Source organism: Litorilituus sediminis (assembly GCF_004295665.1).
Classification (GTDB): Bacteria; Pseudomonadota; Gammaproteobacteria; order Enterobacterales; family Alteromonadaceae; genus Colwellia; species Colwellia sediminis.
Window position 1 is genome coordinate 1,409,487 of sequence record NZ_CP034759.1, and the last position, 15,702, is coordinate 1,425,188.

Sequence of the window (15,702 nt, forward strand, 5' to 3'; positions counted from 1 at the left end):
TTCAGCCTATACCAAAAAGCCATGACAAAACAAGTAATAAACAGCTTTTTTACAGATTTTTTACATCAATGCATATGGCACAGTGTAAATATAATGTTGCAAAAACAATTAATTCAAATAAAATCAAAAAGATACAAAATTTAAAATTACAACAAAAACCATGCAGAACGCATAAATGTAGGTTTGAATACAGTCAAATTTTCATAATTGAAACGATTTTGTTAACGAGTAGCTAACAAGATAAAGGATGGATAAAACAGTAAAGAGCTTAAGAAAAATAGACTCTCAAGCTCAATAAAAGAAAAAAGAAATGAATAGTTAGCAAACCAGCATGAATACTTATGGAGTTAGTGCAAACTTTCTAAATAAGCAAAGACACTATTAAATGCCTGCTCTTGATATTGTTTTAAGCCAGTATCACGAAAGTCGATATCAATTTCCGTACGGTTTAGCTCTTTTTTAATAAAGCTTGCTGATAAAATTTCAACTGCCAAGTTAGGAATTAATTGAATTGCCGCTTCAAGCTTAAAACTCACAGGGCCACCTGCAAATTTTCCTTTCAGCGCTCTGCCCTTAATCACAACATGTGTCACTTGGTAATCTTCCATCAATTTAGCAAAAGTAAATTGAAACTTTCTCACTTGCTCAGCATCCGCCGCATCCGCTAGCGATATTTTTTGTACTCGTGTACGAGGAATATCATACAAACCATTTTCACGCGACATAATACAAATAATTGCATCATTGCCTTTTAATTCAACACCACATACTTTCATGAAAAAACCTCAATTATTAAATTACCGCCATTATACACGCAAATACTCTTGTAAAGTAAATGGAAGTTACGCTGTCACCTAGGTATGATAACGAGCATAACCTATGACAAAATGATAAAAATTAAAACTTATGACAAAAGTATGTGTGATCACTGGCGGTAGCTCAGGCATCGGCTTAAGCGTAGCGACATTATTTGTGCAACAAGGCTATCAAGTATACAACTTAGATATATCGCCTTCTGATGTTGGTAAATTTTGCTCATGTGATATCACTGATACTCAACAAGTTAGCCAAGTTATTAATACGATTGCCAAACAAGGTCCTATTGATGTACTGGTTTCAAACGCAGGCATTCACTTCTCGGCAACAATTGAAGATACTAGCGAAGCTGATTTTGATAAAGTTTTTAATATCAACGTAAAAGGTGCATACGCTGCAGTTAAGGCCGTATTACCAAGTATGAAAGCCCAGAACAAAGGTGCAATAATACTTATGTCGTCAGATCAAGCCATTATAGGCAAACAAAACTCTTTTGCTTACAACCTAAGTAAAGCGGCCTTGGCTTCCATGGCAAAAACCACAGCCCTTGATTACGCCAGTTTTAATATCACCGCCAATGCCGTATGCCCAGGTACAATTGAAACTCCGCTTTATCATAAAGCCATTGACGCTTACTGTGCTAAATCAGGCGCCGACAAAGCTCAAGTTCATAGTGAAGAAGAAAAGCTACAACCACTGAATCGTTTGGGGCAGCCAGAAGAAGTCGCTGAATTGGTACTTTTCTTAGCATCAGACAAAGCACGCTTTATTACCGGTAGTTTGCAAGTTATTGATGGCGGTTATACAGCGCAATAACCGAGTTTTTATTATGAAGATTATCGACCCACATCTGCACCTGTTTGCTTTAAGCCAGGGTAAATATCATTGGCTAAAAGATGAAAACCCGCCGTTTTGGCCTGATAAAGACAAAATTAATCGCAGTTTTGACGAAACAGATATAACCCTAAGTCAGGATTTATCGTTGCAAGGTTTTGTTCACATTGAAGCAGGCTTTGATAACGAAAAGCCTTGGCGAGAATTAAGTTATCTTGAATCAAGCTGTCAATTAGCATTTCGCAGCATTGCAGGCATTAACTTGCTTGATAGCCAAGTCGAGTTTGCGCAATCATTAGAAAAATTAAGCACGCAATCGAGCTTTATTGGTGTTCGTCATATTCTAGATGAGCAAGCGCTATCGATACTTAAAAATGACTTAGCACAAGCTAACTTTACTCAATTAAACAATTACAGTCGCCAGAATAAGCTCATTTTTGAAAGCCAGCTAAATATTGCCGACACACCAGCTTGTGAGCTACTTTTTCAATTAATAAGTAAGCAAGTAGATACCTTGTTTATTATTAACCATATGGGCTTTCCTGCGCTAAATAGCAAAAGCTCTGCTTGGCAACACTGGCATAAAAATCTAACCCAGTTAGCCTGCTTGCCTAATATCGCGATTAAGTGCTCAGGCTGGGAAATGATTAATCGTAACTATTCATCTCATTGGGTGGAGCAATGCCTCAATACTTGTCTAGAAGCGTTTACAACAAAGCGTGTTATGTTAGCGAGTAATTTTCCTTTGTGTTTATTTAGTCAGCAAAGCTATCAAAGTTACTGGCAAGAACTCATCGGCTCTAAAGCAATACAAGCTTTATCGATAAATGAAAAAAGCGCATTATCTTATGACAATGCGCTTTCTAATTATCAAATAGCAATAACGGAAAATAATTAGCGGGCTATTTAACCACTACGAAAGGTGACTTTTTAACGACTTCATCATTTAGCTCAATGCCTAAGCCTGGCACTTCTGTTACTTCAAAAAAGCCATTCACAGGTTGAGGATCTTGAATACATAACTCTCTATTCCACGACTTAATCGCATAAGTGTGATGCTCATGAATTAAAAAGTTTGGAATCGCTGTTTCTAAATGTAATGAAGCAGCTGTCGCCACAGGGCCACCACAAACATGCGCTTGTACCCGAATATCATACACATCAGCGTAATCACACACCTTTTTAGCTTCAGTAAAGCCGCCACATAAACCAACATCAGGCTGCAATACGTCAATGCTTTGCGATTCAAAATAAGGACGAACATCCCAGCGATGATAAAGGCGTTCACCGCCAGCAATAGGTACATTAACGTTATCAGAAACTTTCTTATGTACCGCAGAGTTTAAGTAATTAACCGGCTCTTCATACATCATGCAGCCAACTTCTTCGATAACCTTACCCATTTGAATAGCAGAAGCGGCGCCCATCAATGAGTGCGATTCAAAAATAATATCGACATCTTCACCAACCGCATCACGAATAGCTCTTAATCTATCGCCAAATAGGCGCATTTGTGGCTTGGTAAACAATTTAGTTCGATCAAAGGATGAGCTACCATCTTTGTTATAAACAATCGGATCAACTTTCACCGCGTCATACCCTTCAGCGACCGCTTTTAGCGCAGCTTCAGCATATTCTTGCGGCTCAATCAGCTTTTTGCACTCCTTATCCCAATCAAACTGAAGCTGACTGGCATAGGTTCTTAATTTGTCGTTAACTTTACCGCCAAGTAATTGATAAACAGGCACACCTAATGCTTTTGCTTTAATATCCCAAAGCGCTGTATCAATAGCACTCATCGCGGCATATAGCACAGGGCCGCCACCTAAGCCCCAAAAACTTTCTCGTAGCATACGTGACCAAAGCAGCTCAGTATTAAACGGGTTAAAGCCAATCAATACCGCTTCACTGATTTCTTTAATCATTGCCGCGGCTGCGCTGTGTCCCCAGTCATAAGCTAAGCCAGCTTCACCAACCCCAGTAATGCCCTCATCGGTGTACACACGAACAAAAACAGGGTTCCACGGTGGACGCTCTGGGCAATGAATATCAAAAATTTCTACATGAGTTACTTTCATTTTTTCTCTCTGAAACTAGTAAAATAGGTACATTATTGGGCAAAGGTTGGATCATTTCGAAATACGCGACGAACCATAGCTGGCCAAGCTTTTTGTCCGCCGGTTTCACCACTGTGAACGATAGCGGCTTGCGCCTTAATACCATCAATAATACTTTGCGGAGCATAAACAGGATCCATACCTGTTGCCATCACTTGTAATTGCACCTGGCACGCACGAGTTAAGTCATACATATGCATAAAAGCATCACCTATGGTTTTGCCCATAGTTAATGCGCCATGATTTCTCAGCAACATAAAATTGGCATTACCCAAGTCATTTTGTAGGCGCAGTTTTTCATCTGCGTTAACCGCTAAGCCTTCATAATCATGGTAACTCATCGACGCTAATGCAAACATTGAGTATTGACTTAAACGCAATAAGCCTTCTTGTGTACTGGCAACGGCTATGGTCTCATTGGTGTGCACATGCAGTGCGCACATATCTTCATGCCTTGCTTCATGCACAGCACTGTGAATAGTAAAGCCAGCTGGGTTTATCTCAAACGGGCAATCTGGGTCAATAATATTGCCATCAATATCAATTTTAACGAGATTTGACGCGGTTATTTCTTCAAACGCTAAACCAAATGCATTAATAAGTATGTGCTCAGTACCAGGAATACGTGCTGAAATATGGGTATGAATTAGGTCATCCCAACCATGCATTTGTAATAATCGATAACAAGCGGCTAAATCAACTCTCACCTGCCACTCTTGTGCTGACACCTTATTTTTTAAATCTACCTGAGGTAACTGATACATATTCACTCTTTAGTTATCTTTTGGTTAAGTTATTTTTAGTTAAGTTATCGTGTGATAAATCATTTTTATTGCTGATAATACTACTACAGCATACCTTTTATGATGGCAGTGATAAAAATAACAAACACTAACACCACCGCAATTTTACTGTAACTTGCTTGTTGTTTAGCCGTCATCGGCTTACCAAAACGCTCTCCTAAAAACACCATGATAAAAACAGCAACGAACACGCCAGCCAAAATAGCTAATAACGCCATATAATATTCCTAAACAAAACAGTTAGCTTTGCTAAAACAATATAGTAAGTGAGTTGCTAATGCATTAGTTAAATCAAATTTGCATATCTTAAGTCTATATTTAAGGACACATTAGCAAGCAGTTATTTTTTGAAGAAAATTCACTTAATTATCAAAATCTATTAACATTAGCCTTAGTAACCGCTATCGCCAATATTTAACATGCCTCAAACAGATAATTTTTATCAAAAACGTAAATTTATTATTCGCTTGGGAAAAGCACTGCACAAACTAGGTTCAACGGCATACCGATTAGAAGATAATTTACTTTCTATCGCGAAGTTTCTTGATATACGCGCATCTTTTATTATTACGCCAACCGCTTTAACCTTTATTCTATCTGACGATGAAGATGATCAGCAGTACAATCACCTAGTTCGTGTTACCCCCGGCGAGATAGATTTAGGCTCACTCGCCCGTATTGATGAACTTGTTGATGAATTAATCAATGGCGAGCGCACCTTAGAAGAAGCGATAGAACGTTTAAAAGAGGTGAATAAAAAGCCACCACCCTATGGCGTGTTTTTAACTTTCTTAGCCTTTGGCGCCTCAAGTGGTGCTTTTGCTATGTTAATGCACACCAGTTGGAATGACGTTTTTTGGGCAACTTTGCTTGGCTTTGTTACCTTTATGTTTGTTGCTTGGGCTGAGCGTTCAAGACGTGTTACAGAATTACTTGAGCCGCTATCAGCATTAACAGCATCTTTACTAGCCTCAGCTATTTCTTTAATAGATCCAAGTATTAACATCCCGATGGTAATACTATCTACCATCATAGTGTTTATTCCTGGCTTGTCCTTAACGGTGGGTCTTTCTGAATTAGCTGCTCGTCACTTAATGTCAGGAACCGCGCGAATAATGGATAGCGTCATGGTGCTATTTAAGCTGTATTTTGGTGGTGTCTTAGGTATGGCGCTCGGTAAATTAATGTGGGGAGAGGTCAGCTTTGTTCCACCTGAAGCTATGCCGACATGGACTTCATGGGTAGCCGTCACCATATTATCCATCAGCTTAGTTATTCTTTTTAGAGCCCGCCTTAAAGATGCGCCATGGGGAATTATTTCCGGCTATATCGCCTTTGGTGCCAGTGTTTGGGCAAGTAACTACTTAGGTATCGCATTAGGCGCTTTTGTTGGCGCTTTTGCTCTTGGCTTATATAGTAATTTATTCTCTCGAATAATGAACTTACCTTCGAGTATAGTGCGCTTACTTGGTCTGGTTGTACTCGTACCTGGTAGTAAAGTTTATATCGGCTTGAACAGCCTAGTATCAGGCCAGCAAATGCTCGATGTTGCCGATTTAGGCTCACAAACGTTTTTGATTTTTATGTCGCTTGTCGCGGGTATTATTTTTTCTAATGTCGCTTTACCGCACAGAAAAACGCTTTAAGGGTTGCCATATACATCAATGAAAAGTCCTAACAAGCAATATCACCATGGCGATTTAAGAACGAGTTTAATTACCAGTGCGACGCTGATGTTACAAGAGTCAGGCATAGACTCCCTCTCTTTAAGAAAACTAGCTGAGCGCGTTGGTGTATCAAGAACTGCGGCTTATCATCACTTTAAAGATAAAAATGATTTACTTAGCGCCATTGCCGCCCAAGGGTTTATGCAATGGCAACAACAAGCAGAGCAAACATTTAATAATCCTGCACTTTCTGTAAAAGAAATGTACCAAGAATTTGTCCATAACTATGTACAATTCGCCTATCAAAATCCAGCGATTTACCAGCTGATGTTTGGTAATACCTTATGGAAAAATAACAATAGCTCTAACGAGTTAAAAAACACTGCTTACCCAAGTTTTCAATATCAAGTAAATATAGTCAAAACACTGCAAGAAAAAGCCTTAATGCCAAAGTCACAATCAGCACTAAGGCTAGCGCAAGTTACCTGGGCTACATTACATGGTTTAGCGCAACTTGTAATAGATGGTATCTACGCCGATGCCAGCCATTTAAATGAAATGTGCGATTGTGCCATAGAATTATTTTTAAGTAACAGCCCAGCTAGCCATCAAAAATAATTCATGTTTTAAGAACTAAATCATTATAAAGATAATAAAATACCGACCAGATCAAATTAACAGCAATAATCTTGTTGATAATTATTATCATTACGTTTACTATACGTACATTCGAAGTTATATGATTACCCGTTAGAGAATAGTATGTACGTTTGTTTATGTCATGGTGTCACCGACAGTGAAATAGAATCAGCCATTGATGCTGGCGCTCATTCAATGAAAAAACTTTCTCAAGAGCTAAACGTAGGCTCACAATGTGGTAAATGCTGCCAATGTACTAAAAAAGTACTTAATAGCAGATTAATGCAAATTTCTGAAGCAGAAGCAGCAGTCGCTTAATTAATACTACTGCCTCTACATTCAATTCTTAACTCATCATAGATTCTAAATAATTTTCGATGCCAGCATGATTAATTAAATATTGCTGGCTTTCAATCCAATCAATTTGTTCTTCAACCTTTTCAAGTAATTTTTCTGCGCATTCTCGACTTATGTAGTCTTGTTCAGCTTCACAACAAGCAATAAGCTCTTGCAGTACCGCTCTTGATTGATACTCTAAATCCATATTGGCTTGCATCATTTCAACAGTATTCTCACCAATTTTTAATCGACCTAAATCTTGTAAATTTGGTAAGCCTTCTAAAAATAGAATGCGATTAATTAAGTCATCTGCCGTCTTCATTTTCTTAATAGAAACTTTATAGTCAGCTTCATCTAATTCTTCTAATCCCCAATTCCTGTACATACGAGCATGAAGAAAATATTGGTTTATAGCGACCAGCTCATTGCCAAGCGCCTTATTTAGTAAAGCGATAACTTTTTTACTGCCTTTCATAAATCCTCCTAACTTGCTTCTTTGCCCATTTTAGTTTGTAAATAATTTGCTAAGCCAATCATATTAATTAAACCTAATTGCTTCTCAAGCCAATAAACATGATCTTCTTCGGTATCTTCAAGCAAGGTTTCTAACATTTCTCGGGTTTGATAATCCCCTTCCTGCTCACACAAAGCAATACTTGCTTTTAATGCTGCAACTACTTCCATTTCCAGCACTAAATCATTCGCTAACATTGAAGGTACATCATCGCCAATAATAAGATCGCGGCGATCTTTCATGTTTGGCGTGCCTTCAAGAAATAAAATACGCTTGATCAGCGCATCAGCATGAGTAATTTCTTCTTCCATTTCATGATTAAGTCTTTCGTATAGCTCATGTAAGCCCCAATCATCATACATCCGCGAATGAATAAAATACTGATCTACAGCCGCTAACTCGTTATGAAGTAAGCCATTTAAACTGGCAATTACTTTATCGCTACCTTTCATCACACACCTCAAAATTAAATAAATGTAATATCACCGAGTAAAAGCTTAGTTGATAAAAAGCCAAAGCTCTAATTTATTTTCCGATAAAATGTAACTAAATCATATACATACAATTAAAAATCATTATCATTTGCAGCATTCAAACAGAAAACTCAGCAACAAATAGCCATCTAAACATCTAAAACTTGATAAATCAGTATGACCTAGGTAAACTTAGCGCAAATTAAATGAGTTACTATGCTAACGAAGGTGGCGAAATTCCACCACTGTACCCGCAACTGTGAAGGGCCTCATCTAAGGCACAAAGTCAGATAGCTAGCTAGTAAATCGCTCCATACTTAACCGTGCGGGAATACACGAGAGAATTACATGTCAACTTTGCTTAACGTTCAAAACTTAAGCTGGCACGCTGCTGGCAAGCCTATTTTGCAAAACATTAGTTTTAATGTCAGCAAAGGCGAAGTGCTGGGCATTATTGGGCCAAATGGCTCAGGAAAAACAAGCTTACTTAAGTGTATTACCCAACAGTTAAAGTCACATTTTCGCTCAGGTGTCAGTGGCAGTATTCATCTAAAAAATAAAAAAATTACCCAATACAAAGCAAAAGAACTAGCACAACATTTTGCTATGGTCATGCAAAATAATGAGGCAAGCTTTGCTTTATCTGTACTAGAGATCATGAAAATGGGGCTTTTACCCTATAAAAAGTTATTCTCTTTCGATACTGACCATGATTTTCACCAAATTGAATTAGCGCTTAATAAAGTAGGTTTAAGGTATAAACTGCATAGCGCTTATCATGAGCTTTCCGGTGGCGAGCAGCAACGGGTACTTATTGCCAGAGCGCTGGTGCAATCAAGTGATATCCTTATTTTGGATGAACCAACCAATCACCTTGATGTTTACTATCAACATCAAATACTACAGCTAGTATCTCAGCTGCCCATTACCGTGATTATGACAGTGCATGATTTAAATCTTGCCAGCCAATACTGTCAGCGCTTATTGCTACTTAATCAAGGTAAACTAGTGGCTGATAACACACCTGAAAATATGCTCAGTCAAAGTGTGATACCTGAGGTATTTGGTTTACCTTGCCAACAAGATATAGACCCAGTCACTCAGGCAACACGAGTCTCTTTTTACCTACCTAAAGTGAGTGAAAGTAACGCCTTAAGGAATCATAGCAATGACTAAGCTTAAACTCACTTTTATTGCCCTTATTGCCCTAACAGTGTTTTCGCTAGCCGCTTCAATCACCTTTGGCCCGGCAAATATTAGCACTTCAGAGCTTATGCATTGCTTATTTTCTCAATGCAATAACGCGATTAGCCATACAGTCATTTGGCAAGTGCGTATTCCGCGTGTTTTAGTGGCATTAGTAGCAGGTATGGGCCTAGCAGTAGCCGGAGCTATATTGCAAAACACCACACGTAACCCACTCGCTGATCCTTATCTTTTTGGTATTGTCTCAGGTGCTGGTTTAGGTGCTACCGTTGCTAGTATCTCCTTAGCTAACGAAATGACGATAGCCCTACCTTTAGCGGCATTTCTTGGTGCGTTATTATCAGTCATCATAGTTATGTTTATTGCTAAAGTACTGCAAAGCATGGAGCAAATGCTGCTAGCAGGTGTTGCTGTATCCTTTATGCTTGCGGCACTAACACAGTTTATTTTGTATTTTGGCGAGCCCTTCGCAACCAACCGCGTCATTTTCTGGTTAATGGGTAGCTTAGCGAGAGTCGAAATGAATAATTTCTACGTAATTGCAGCCATTTTACTTGCCTCACTTATCGCTATTTTCGCATTACACCGACAAATTGATGCACTACTGTTAGGTGATGACAGTGCAACAAGTTTAGGGGTAAATGTTGATAAATTAAGATTACTTATGCTGGCATTATGCGCCGCACTCACCGCCACTATTGTCGCCTATTGTGGCGGTATAGGCTTTGTCGGTTTAATGATCCCACATATTGTCAGGCAAGTAGTGGGCGTCACTACATTAAAACTCATTTTTGGCAGTGCCTTAATTGGTGGCAGTTTTTTAATTTGGGTAGACGTGGTCGCGCGCTCTAGCTTAATGCACGCAGAAATCCCAATCGGAATAATCACCTCAGCACTAGGTAGCTTGTTCTTCCTTTTTATTATGTATAAAAGCCGAATAAGCCAATAATTTAATACTTTTAATAAAGCGAAATACTATGACAGAGCAAAAAAAACAAGGGCATCAAAAGAGGATGCAGCAAGTAAAAGAGAATGTCGATAAACGTATAGATAACGCCCAAGAAGAGCGTGGAATTCTTATCGTGATCACAGGTAACGGTAAAGGCAAAACCACTTCAGGTTTTGGCACAGTTGCCCGCGCGGTTGGTCATGGTTTAAATGCTGCAGTAGCACAATTTATCAAAGGTAATTGGGCATGCGGTGAACGCAGTCTGCTTGAAAATGCTGGCGTTAAATTTTCCGTCATGGCAACAGGCTTTACTTGGGAAACCCAAGATAAAGAAAAAGATACCAAAGCTGCGCAAAAGGTTTGGCAGCAGTGCTTACTAATGCTGCAAGATAATAATATTGATGTGGTTTTGCTTGATGAAATTACTTATATGATAGCTTACAAGTACCTAGATTTAGACGAAGTGATAACAGCCCTTAACAGCCGCCCTAAAAATCAACATGTCATCATTACCGGTCGCGGCTGTCATCGCGCCATTATTGATTTGGCTGACACAGTAAGTGAAGTACAATCAGTGAAGCACGCCTTTGACAGCGGCATTAAAGCTCAACAAGGAATTGACTGGTAACATGATTAAAGCCAAGCACCTTTTCGCCTATGCCGTGTTGCTCCTAGCGAGCACATTCAGTCATGCTAGTGAGCAATCAAGCACTAAACCGAGCATACTTGCATTAGCACCACATATCGTAGAAATGCTCTATGATGTCGGTGCTGGCGAACAAATAATCGGTACAACTGAGCATGCTGATTACCCAGAAGCTGCCAAAAAAATTCCACGTATTGGCAATTATGTACGCTTACAAATTGAACGCGTTATCGAACTACAGCCAGATATTATCATCGCTTGGAAAAGTGGTAACCCGAGTGATGATTTACAGCGATTAGCGCAACTTGGTTTTACCATTATTTATTCACAACCAAACACCTTTAACGATATAGCAAAAGAGCTACGCTATTTTGGCAAAGTGACTGGCAATGAACAGCAAGGTGAGCAAGTTGCAAAAGCCTTTGAACAACAATTAGCACACATAGAAAGCACTTATAAAGGCAAAGAAAAAATAACGACCTTTTATGAGTTATGGTCTAGACCGCTAACGACTGTTGCCAAAAACAGCTGGCCGCAAGAGTTTTTAACCACTTGCGCGGCTTATAATCCATTTGAACAAGTCGCAACGCCATATCCACAAATCAGCGTTGAGCAAGTGCTTGCTATGTCAGTGCAACTAATTATTCAACCATTATCCGTGAATCAAACGGAGCGAGAAGGATTTAATTGGCAAGACTGGCCAGTTATTCCCGCGGTTAAAAATAAGCGCATACTACAGCCAAATGCCGATGCGCTACACCGTATGACGACACGTAGTTTAACGGCATTAAAAGAATTATGTGCAGAGATTGATAGTATTCGTATCACTTTGCCAAAAACCGCCAAAGGAACTAATACCAAGTGAAATCAATTGGTATAACCACCTTTAGCATTTATTAACTTTTTTAGGTGTCTAATTATATTTTAATAATTAGGTGAAACGGGAAATTGGTAAGCCAATACTGCCCCCGCAACGGTGTGAGTGATTCAAGAAGGAATGACTTAAGTCCGGAGACCGGCCTAAAATAATAGATTCATTGTAAGTACGGTGGGTGCTTATAGTTGAGGAAACCATGAAAAAAACTGTTATTGCCTTGCAAGTTGCAAGCTTACTTTACCCTGCTGTTGCCTTATCCGCGCCAGTTAAAAATTCGACCAATATTAAAAAAGCGGATGAAACCATCCTAGTTACGGCCAATAGAAGTGTTCAAGAAAAGTTTGACACACTTGCCGCCGTTGATATTTTTACTCGCGATAATATTGAACAAATTCAACCGCTTTCTGTGAGTGATTTATTAACACGTGTTGCCGGTATCAACGTGACTACACAAGGCACTTCCGCACATCAATCGTCAGTCTTTGTTCGCGGTACTAACTCAGATCATATACTGGTTTTAGTCAATGGCGTGCGTGTTGGCTCTGCCACCTTAGGGGTAAAAAGTATTGCTGATATCCCAGTGCAACTAGTTGAGCGTGTTGAAGTGATCCGTGGTCCACGCGCAGCGCTGTGGGGCTCTGATGCCGTAGGCGGCGTAGTACAAATTTTTACCCGAGAACTTAGCGCAGGTGAAGGTCAACTTGGCTTTAAAGCAGGAAACAATAGTTTATACCAAGGTTATGGTGCATTTGGCTTTGGCAATGAGCAGCATAGTTACACTGTCAGTGCTCTGGTTGAGCAGTCTGATGGCTATGATGTTATCGTACCTGATGTCGGGAATATTTATGCCGTCAATCAACCTGATGATGATGGCTATGATAGACAATCTATCGCATTAAACGGTAGCAGTAACTTTGGTGAAGTCTATGAGTTGGAGCTCAATGGTCAGTTTGATCAAGGTAGCACAGAAATTGATGCTAACACTCAATATAGCGGTGATGAAGTTGACTATGAGAACTATCATTTGTTATTGCGTAATCATGTTCAGCTAAATCAAGTTTACTTACAACTTGGCCTAAGCACATCGCAAGACAGCAGAGAAGATAACTACAGCAAATACAACGATGACAACGGCATTATCGCCCCTGATATCTTATTTACTACTGACAGAAATCAAATTAGCGCATTAGCACAGCTACCCTTGGCACAATCGTCTGAACTGACATTAGGCGCAGAGTGGTACAATGAATCAATTGATAGTACGAATAACTACGATGAAGATGAACGCAATGCCAGTGCATTTTTTGCAACGGCTCGTCACGGTATCGATAACCTGAAATTAGAAGGCTCTGTACGCTATGACAAAGTCGGTGACATTGACAGCGAAATAACCTACCAATTGGCGGCAGGCTATACAGTAAATGACCAGCTGCTATTTTCTTTAAGTCATGGTAGCGCATTTAAAGCCCCTAGCTTTAACGATTTATACTACCCGTGGCAAGGTAACCCGAATCTTGTTGCAGAAACCTCAGACACCACTGAGTTGCTTACTCGTTACCAGCACGATGTATTTTCTGCTGAAATCGCTATCTATCAAAGCAATATTGATAACCTGATTGAATGGGCGCCAATTGATCCAGATGATCCATACAGCCCGTGGCAGCCGACAAATGTTGATCAAGCAGAAATTCTTGGCGCAGAAGCAACATTTACTGCGGATATTTTTAATACCAGTAATCGACTCACCCTGAGTCATATAGATGCTGAAGATAAAAAGTCAGGTAAACAGTTAGCAAGACGTCCACACTTCTCTGCCAACTACAACTTTGTTTATACGCTTGGACAACTTGACTTTACCTTTGATATCAATCACCAAGGCAGTCGCTATGACAAACCTAGTGCCCAAACAAAAGCGTTAAAGGCCTATACCTTGCTTGATTTAGGGGTAAATTACCGCTTAAACGACAATATTTTTATCTTAGCTAAAATCACAAACGTCACAGATAAAAATTACCAACAAGCAAAAGAATACCCAGGCGCAGAAAGAGGTTACAGCGTTACCTTAGACTATAAGTTTTAACCAACACCCAACTCTCTATACAAAAGCCAATGCAATTACGCATTGGCTTTGTATTTTTTAAAGAGAAATACTCCGCTATTCTTGTTTAATTTCAATTCATTGTCTACGCTCAAATAGAGCTGTTTCTCACACCTCATACCTATCATTGATAACAAAAATACGAGAATGACAATGCTTGTAAAAACAAGAAAACACCTTGTTGTCAGCTTTAGCGCGTTAATTACCTCAGCAGTAATCGCGCTTTTTGATAACGCTAATAATCTTGCCATCACCTCAAGCATTGGCCTTATTTTTCTCATGTCAGGCTATGCGTGCTACCACTTTAATCAACAATTACAACACCTTTATCAAGAGCAAAACCAACAGGTACACCAGCTTAAGCCATCAGATAACCAAGCAGTGATTCAAGAGTACTTAAATCTTGCTCATCAAGTCTTTGCCGTGTGGGCCGGACAAACAGAGCTTGCTCGCAGTCAAGGTAACGAAAACGTCAATCAACTCGCCAATGACTTTGCCCAAATAAAAGAACAGCTCGCCCTAGCCATACAAACATCGAAAGAAACCTCAGGTGATATGAGTGGCAATACCGGCTTAACCCAAGTGATTTCTGAATCAGAGCGAGAACTCAATCAAATTATTCAGTCGCTACACAATGCCATGCAAGGTCGAGATCAAATATTATCTGAAATTAACAAGCTTTCTAGCATTGCTGAAGAATTGTCGCAAATGGGTGATGAAGTGGCAGGCATAGCGTCACAAACCAATTTATTAGCACTCAATGCGGCTATTGAAGCAGCACGAGCAGGTGAAGCAGGCCGAGGCTTTGCCGTAGTCGCTGATGAAGTGAGAACCTTATCAAGTCGCTCGGGTGAAACAGGCGCTCGCATTACGCAAACCATTGAGCAAGTTAACGCCAGCTTACAAAGCACCTTAACTAAAACGCAAGAGTTTACCGAGCAAGACAGCGCCTTGATTGCTTCAGCAGAAGACACCATCAAACAAGTGGTTGCGCACTATTCAGACTCTGGCGAAAAAATTATTGAAGGGGCAAATCAACTAGAACAAGAAAACGCCGCAGTACAATTAGCCATCGACGATATTTTAGTGTCACTACAGTTTCAAGACAGAGTCAGCCAAATATTGGGGCATATTAGTGATGATATCAATAAATTAGCACCCAGCTATCAAGCGAGTTATCAAGCATCAATACAAGGTGAAAACATCGCACCAATTGATACTCAGCAGTGGCTAGATAATATAAAACAAACATATACCACCCTAGAGCAAGTTGCTCGTCACGAGGGTGATGAAAATGCAAAAGCTAAAACCGATAATGACATTACTTTTTTCTAACTTGAATCAATGGATGCTAATTCATGAGTAAAACAATATTAATTGTCGACGATTCCGCCAGCATTAGGCAAGTTGTCGCTATCACGCTAAAAGGCGCTGGCTATCAAGTCATCGAGGCGGTCGATGGTAAAGATGGCTTAAGTAAACTCGATGGCACTAAAGTGCATTTAATTGTTTCAGACGTAAATATGCCCAATATGGGCGGTATCGATATGGTTAAAGCAATAAAGCAAATGCCTAATTATAAATTCACACCCATTATCATGCTAACTACAGAAGCCTCCGACGATATGAAACAGCAAGGTAAAGCCGTTGGCGCAAAAGCTTGGATGGTTAAACCCTTTAAGCCCGAGCAAATGCTACAAGCCGTACAAATGCTAACTTAGCTT

At 39.7% G+C, this 15,702-nt stretch carries 18 protein-coding genes and 2 riboswitches; of the genes, 12 read left to right on the forward strand and 6 right to left on the reverse strand.

Annotation, left to right across the window (positions count from 1 at the left end; translation table 11 throughout):
* Nucleotides 1-347 precede the first annotated feature (347 nt).
* The gene (locus tag EMK97_RS06310) at nt 348-776 is read right to left on the reverse strand and encodes a DUF3010 family protein (RefSeq protein ID WP_130600458.1); all 429 of its coding nucleotides are present in this window, start codon (nt 774-776) and stop codon (nt 348-350) included.
* Between the two features lie 130 nt (nt 777-906).
* On the opposite strand from EMK97_RS06310, the gene EMK97_RS06315 reads away from it, so the two are divergent.
* Both EMK97_RS06315 and EMK97_RS06320 read left to right on the forward strand, forming a co-directional pair.
* Nucleotides 907-1,632, forward strand: a complete 726-nt coding sequence (locus tag EMK97_RS06315; protein ID WP_130600460.1) for an SDR family NAD(P)-dependent oxidoreductase — start codon at nt 907-909, stop codon at nt 1,630-1,632.
* Between the two features lie 13 nt (nt 1,633-1,645).
* The gene (locus tag EMK97_RS06320; protein WP_130600462.1) at nt 1,646-2,548 is read left to right on the forward strand and encodes an amidohydrolase family protein; all 903 of its coding nucleotides are present in this window, start codon (nt 1,646-1,648) and stop codon (nt 2,546-2,548) included.
* A gap of 4 nt (nt 2,549-2,552) precedes the next feature.
* Here EMK97_RS06320 and EMK97_RS06325 read toward each other — a convergent pair whose 3' ends face one another.
* The 3 genes from EMK97_RS06325 to EMK97_RS19030 form a co-directional block, all read right to left on the reverse strand.
* Nucleotides 2,553-3,728, reverse strand: a complete 1,176-nt coding sequence (locus tag EMK97_RS06325) for a mandelate racemase/muconate lactonizing enzyme family protein (protein ID WP_130600464.1) — start codon at nt 3,726-3,728, stop codon at nt 2,553-2,555.
* A 32-nt stretch (nt 3,729-3,760) separates the two neighbouring features.
* Nucleotides 3,761-4,531 carry a class II aldolase/adducin family protein gene (locus EMK97_RS06330; RefSeq protein WP_130600466.1) on the reverse strand — a complete coding sequence of 257 codons (771 nt, stop codon included), beginning with the start codon at nt 4,529-4,531 and terminating at the stop codon, nt 3,761-3,763.
* Nucleotides 4,532-4,614: 83 nt separating this feature from the next.
* The gene (locus EMK97_RS19030) at nt 4,615-4,788 is read right to left on the reverse strand and encodes a hypothetical protein (RefSeq protein WP_170176728.1); all 174 of its coding nucleotides are present in this window, start codon (nt 4,786-4,788) and stop codon (nt 4,615-4,617) included.
* Nucleotides 4,789-4,989: 201 nt separating this feature from the next.
* On the opposite strand from EMK97_RS19030, the gene EMK97_RS06335 reads away from it, so the two are divergent.
* The 3 genes from EMK97_RS06335 (at nt 4,990) to EMK97_RS06345 (ending at nt 7,194) form a co-directional block, all read left to right on the forward strand.
* Nucleotides 4,990-6,216 carry a threonine/serine exporter family protein gene (locus EMK97_RS06335; protein WP_130600468.1) on the forward strand — a complete coding sequence of 409 codons (1,227 nt, stop codon included), beginning with the start codon at nt 4,990-4,992 and terminating at the stop codon, nt 6,214-6,216.
* Nucleotides 6,217-6,234: 18 nt separating this feature from the next.
* The gene (locus tag EMK97_RS06340; RefSeq protein WP_130600470.1) at nt 6,235-6,855 is read left to right on the forward strand and encodes a TetR/AcrR family transcriptional regulator; all 621 of its coding nucleotides are present in this window, start codon (nt 6,235-6,237) and stop codon (nt 6,853-6,855) included.
* Between the two features lie 144 nt (nt 6,856-6,999).
* Nucleotides 7,000-7,194: a (2Fe-2S)-binding protein gene (locus EMK97_RS06345; protein WP_130600472.1), complete on the forward strand. Its 195-nt coding sequence runs from the start codon at nt 7,000-7,002 to the stop codon at nt 7,192-7,194.
* A 28-nt stretch (nt 7,195-7,222) separates the two neighbouring features.
* Here EMK97_RS06345 and bfr (EMK97_RS06350) read toward each other — a convergent pair whose 3' ends face one another.
* Nucleotides 7,223-7,690: a bacterioferritin gene (gene bfr / locus EMK97_RS06350; RefSeq protein ID WP_130600474.1), complete on the reverse strand. Its 468-nt coding sequence runs from the start codon at nt 7,688-7,690 to the stop codon at nt 7,223-7,225.
* Nucleotides 7,691-7,698: 8 nt separating this feature from the next.
* Nucleotides 7,699-8,181, reverse strand: a complete 483-nt coding sequence (bfr, locus tag EMK97_RS06355; RefSeq protein ID WP_130600476.1) for a bacterioferritin — start codon at nt 8,179-8,181, stop codon at nt 7,699-7,701.
* 232 nt (nt 8,182-8,413) lie between these two features.
* A riboswitch (adenosylcobalamin-variant (AdoCbl-variant) riboswitch) is annotated at nt 8,414-8,507 on the forward strand.
* A gap of 43 nt (nt 8,508-8,550) precedes the next feature.
* Between bfr (EMK97_RS06355) and EMK97_RS06360 the strand changes: the two genes are divergently transcribed.
* The 7 genes from EMK97_RS06360 to EMK97_RS06390 all read left to right on the forward strand — a co-directional run bounded on the left by EMK97_RS06360 (nt 8,551) and on the right by EMK97_RS06390 (nt 15,699).
* Entirely contained in the window at nt 8,551-9,378 is an 828-nt protein-coding gene (locus EMK97_RS06360) for an ABC transporter ATP-binding protein (RefSeq protein WP_130600478.1), read from the forward strand.
* Nucleotides 9,371-10,357 (forward strand): FecCD family ABC transporter permease, encoded by a 987-nt coding sequence (locus tag EMK97_RS06365; protein WP_130600480.1) that lies wholly within the window; start codon nt 9,371-9,373, stop codon nt 10,355-10,357. Before EMK97_RS06360 ends, EMK97_RS06365 begins: the two co-directional genes overlap by 8 nt.
* A 28-nt stretch (nt 10,358-10,385) precedes the next feature.
* A complete protein-coding gene (gene cobO, locus EMK97_RS06370) occupies nt 10,386-10,985 on the forward strand; it encodes a cob(I)yrinic acid a,c-diamide adenosyltransferase (RefSeq protein WP_130600482.1) in 600 nt (199 codons plus the stop codon).
* 1 nt (nt 10,986) lies between these two features.
* Nucleotides 10,987-11,868, forward strand: coding sequence for a cobalamin-binding protein (locus EMK97_RS06375; RefSeq protein ID WP_130600484.1), 882 nt, complete (start codon nt 10,987-10,989; stop codon nt 11,866-11,868).
* A gap of 25 nt (nt 11,869-11,893) precedes the next feature.
* A riboswitch (cobalamin riboswitch) is annotated at nt 11,894-12,041 on the forward strand.
* Between the two features lie 35 nt (nt 12,042-12,076).
* The gene (locus EMK97_RS06380) at nt 12,077-13,960 is read left to right on the forward strand and encodes a TonB-dependent receptor domain-containing protein (RefSeq protein WP_130600486.1); all 1,884 of its coding nucleotides are present in this window, start codon (nt 12,077-12,079) and stop codon (nt 13,958-13,960) included.
* A gap of 171 nt (nt 13,961-14,131) precedes the next feature.
* A complete protein-coding gene (locus EMK97_RS06385; RefSeq protein ID WP_211342274.1) occupies nt 14,132-15,313 on the forward strand; it encodes a methyl-accepting chemotaxis protein in 1,182 nt (393 codons plus the stop codon).
* 23 nt (nt 15,314-15,336) lie between these two features.
* Nucleotides 15,337-15,699, forward strand: a complete 363-nt coding sequence (locus EMK97_RS06390; protein WP_130600490.1) for a response regulator — start codon at nt 15,337-15,339, stop codon at nt 15,697-15,699.
* Nucleotides 15,700-15,702 lie beyond the last annotated feature (3 nt).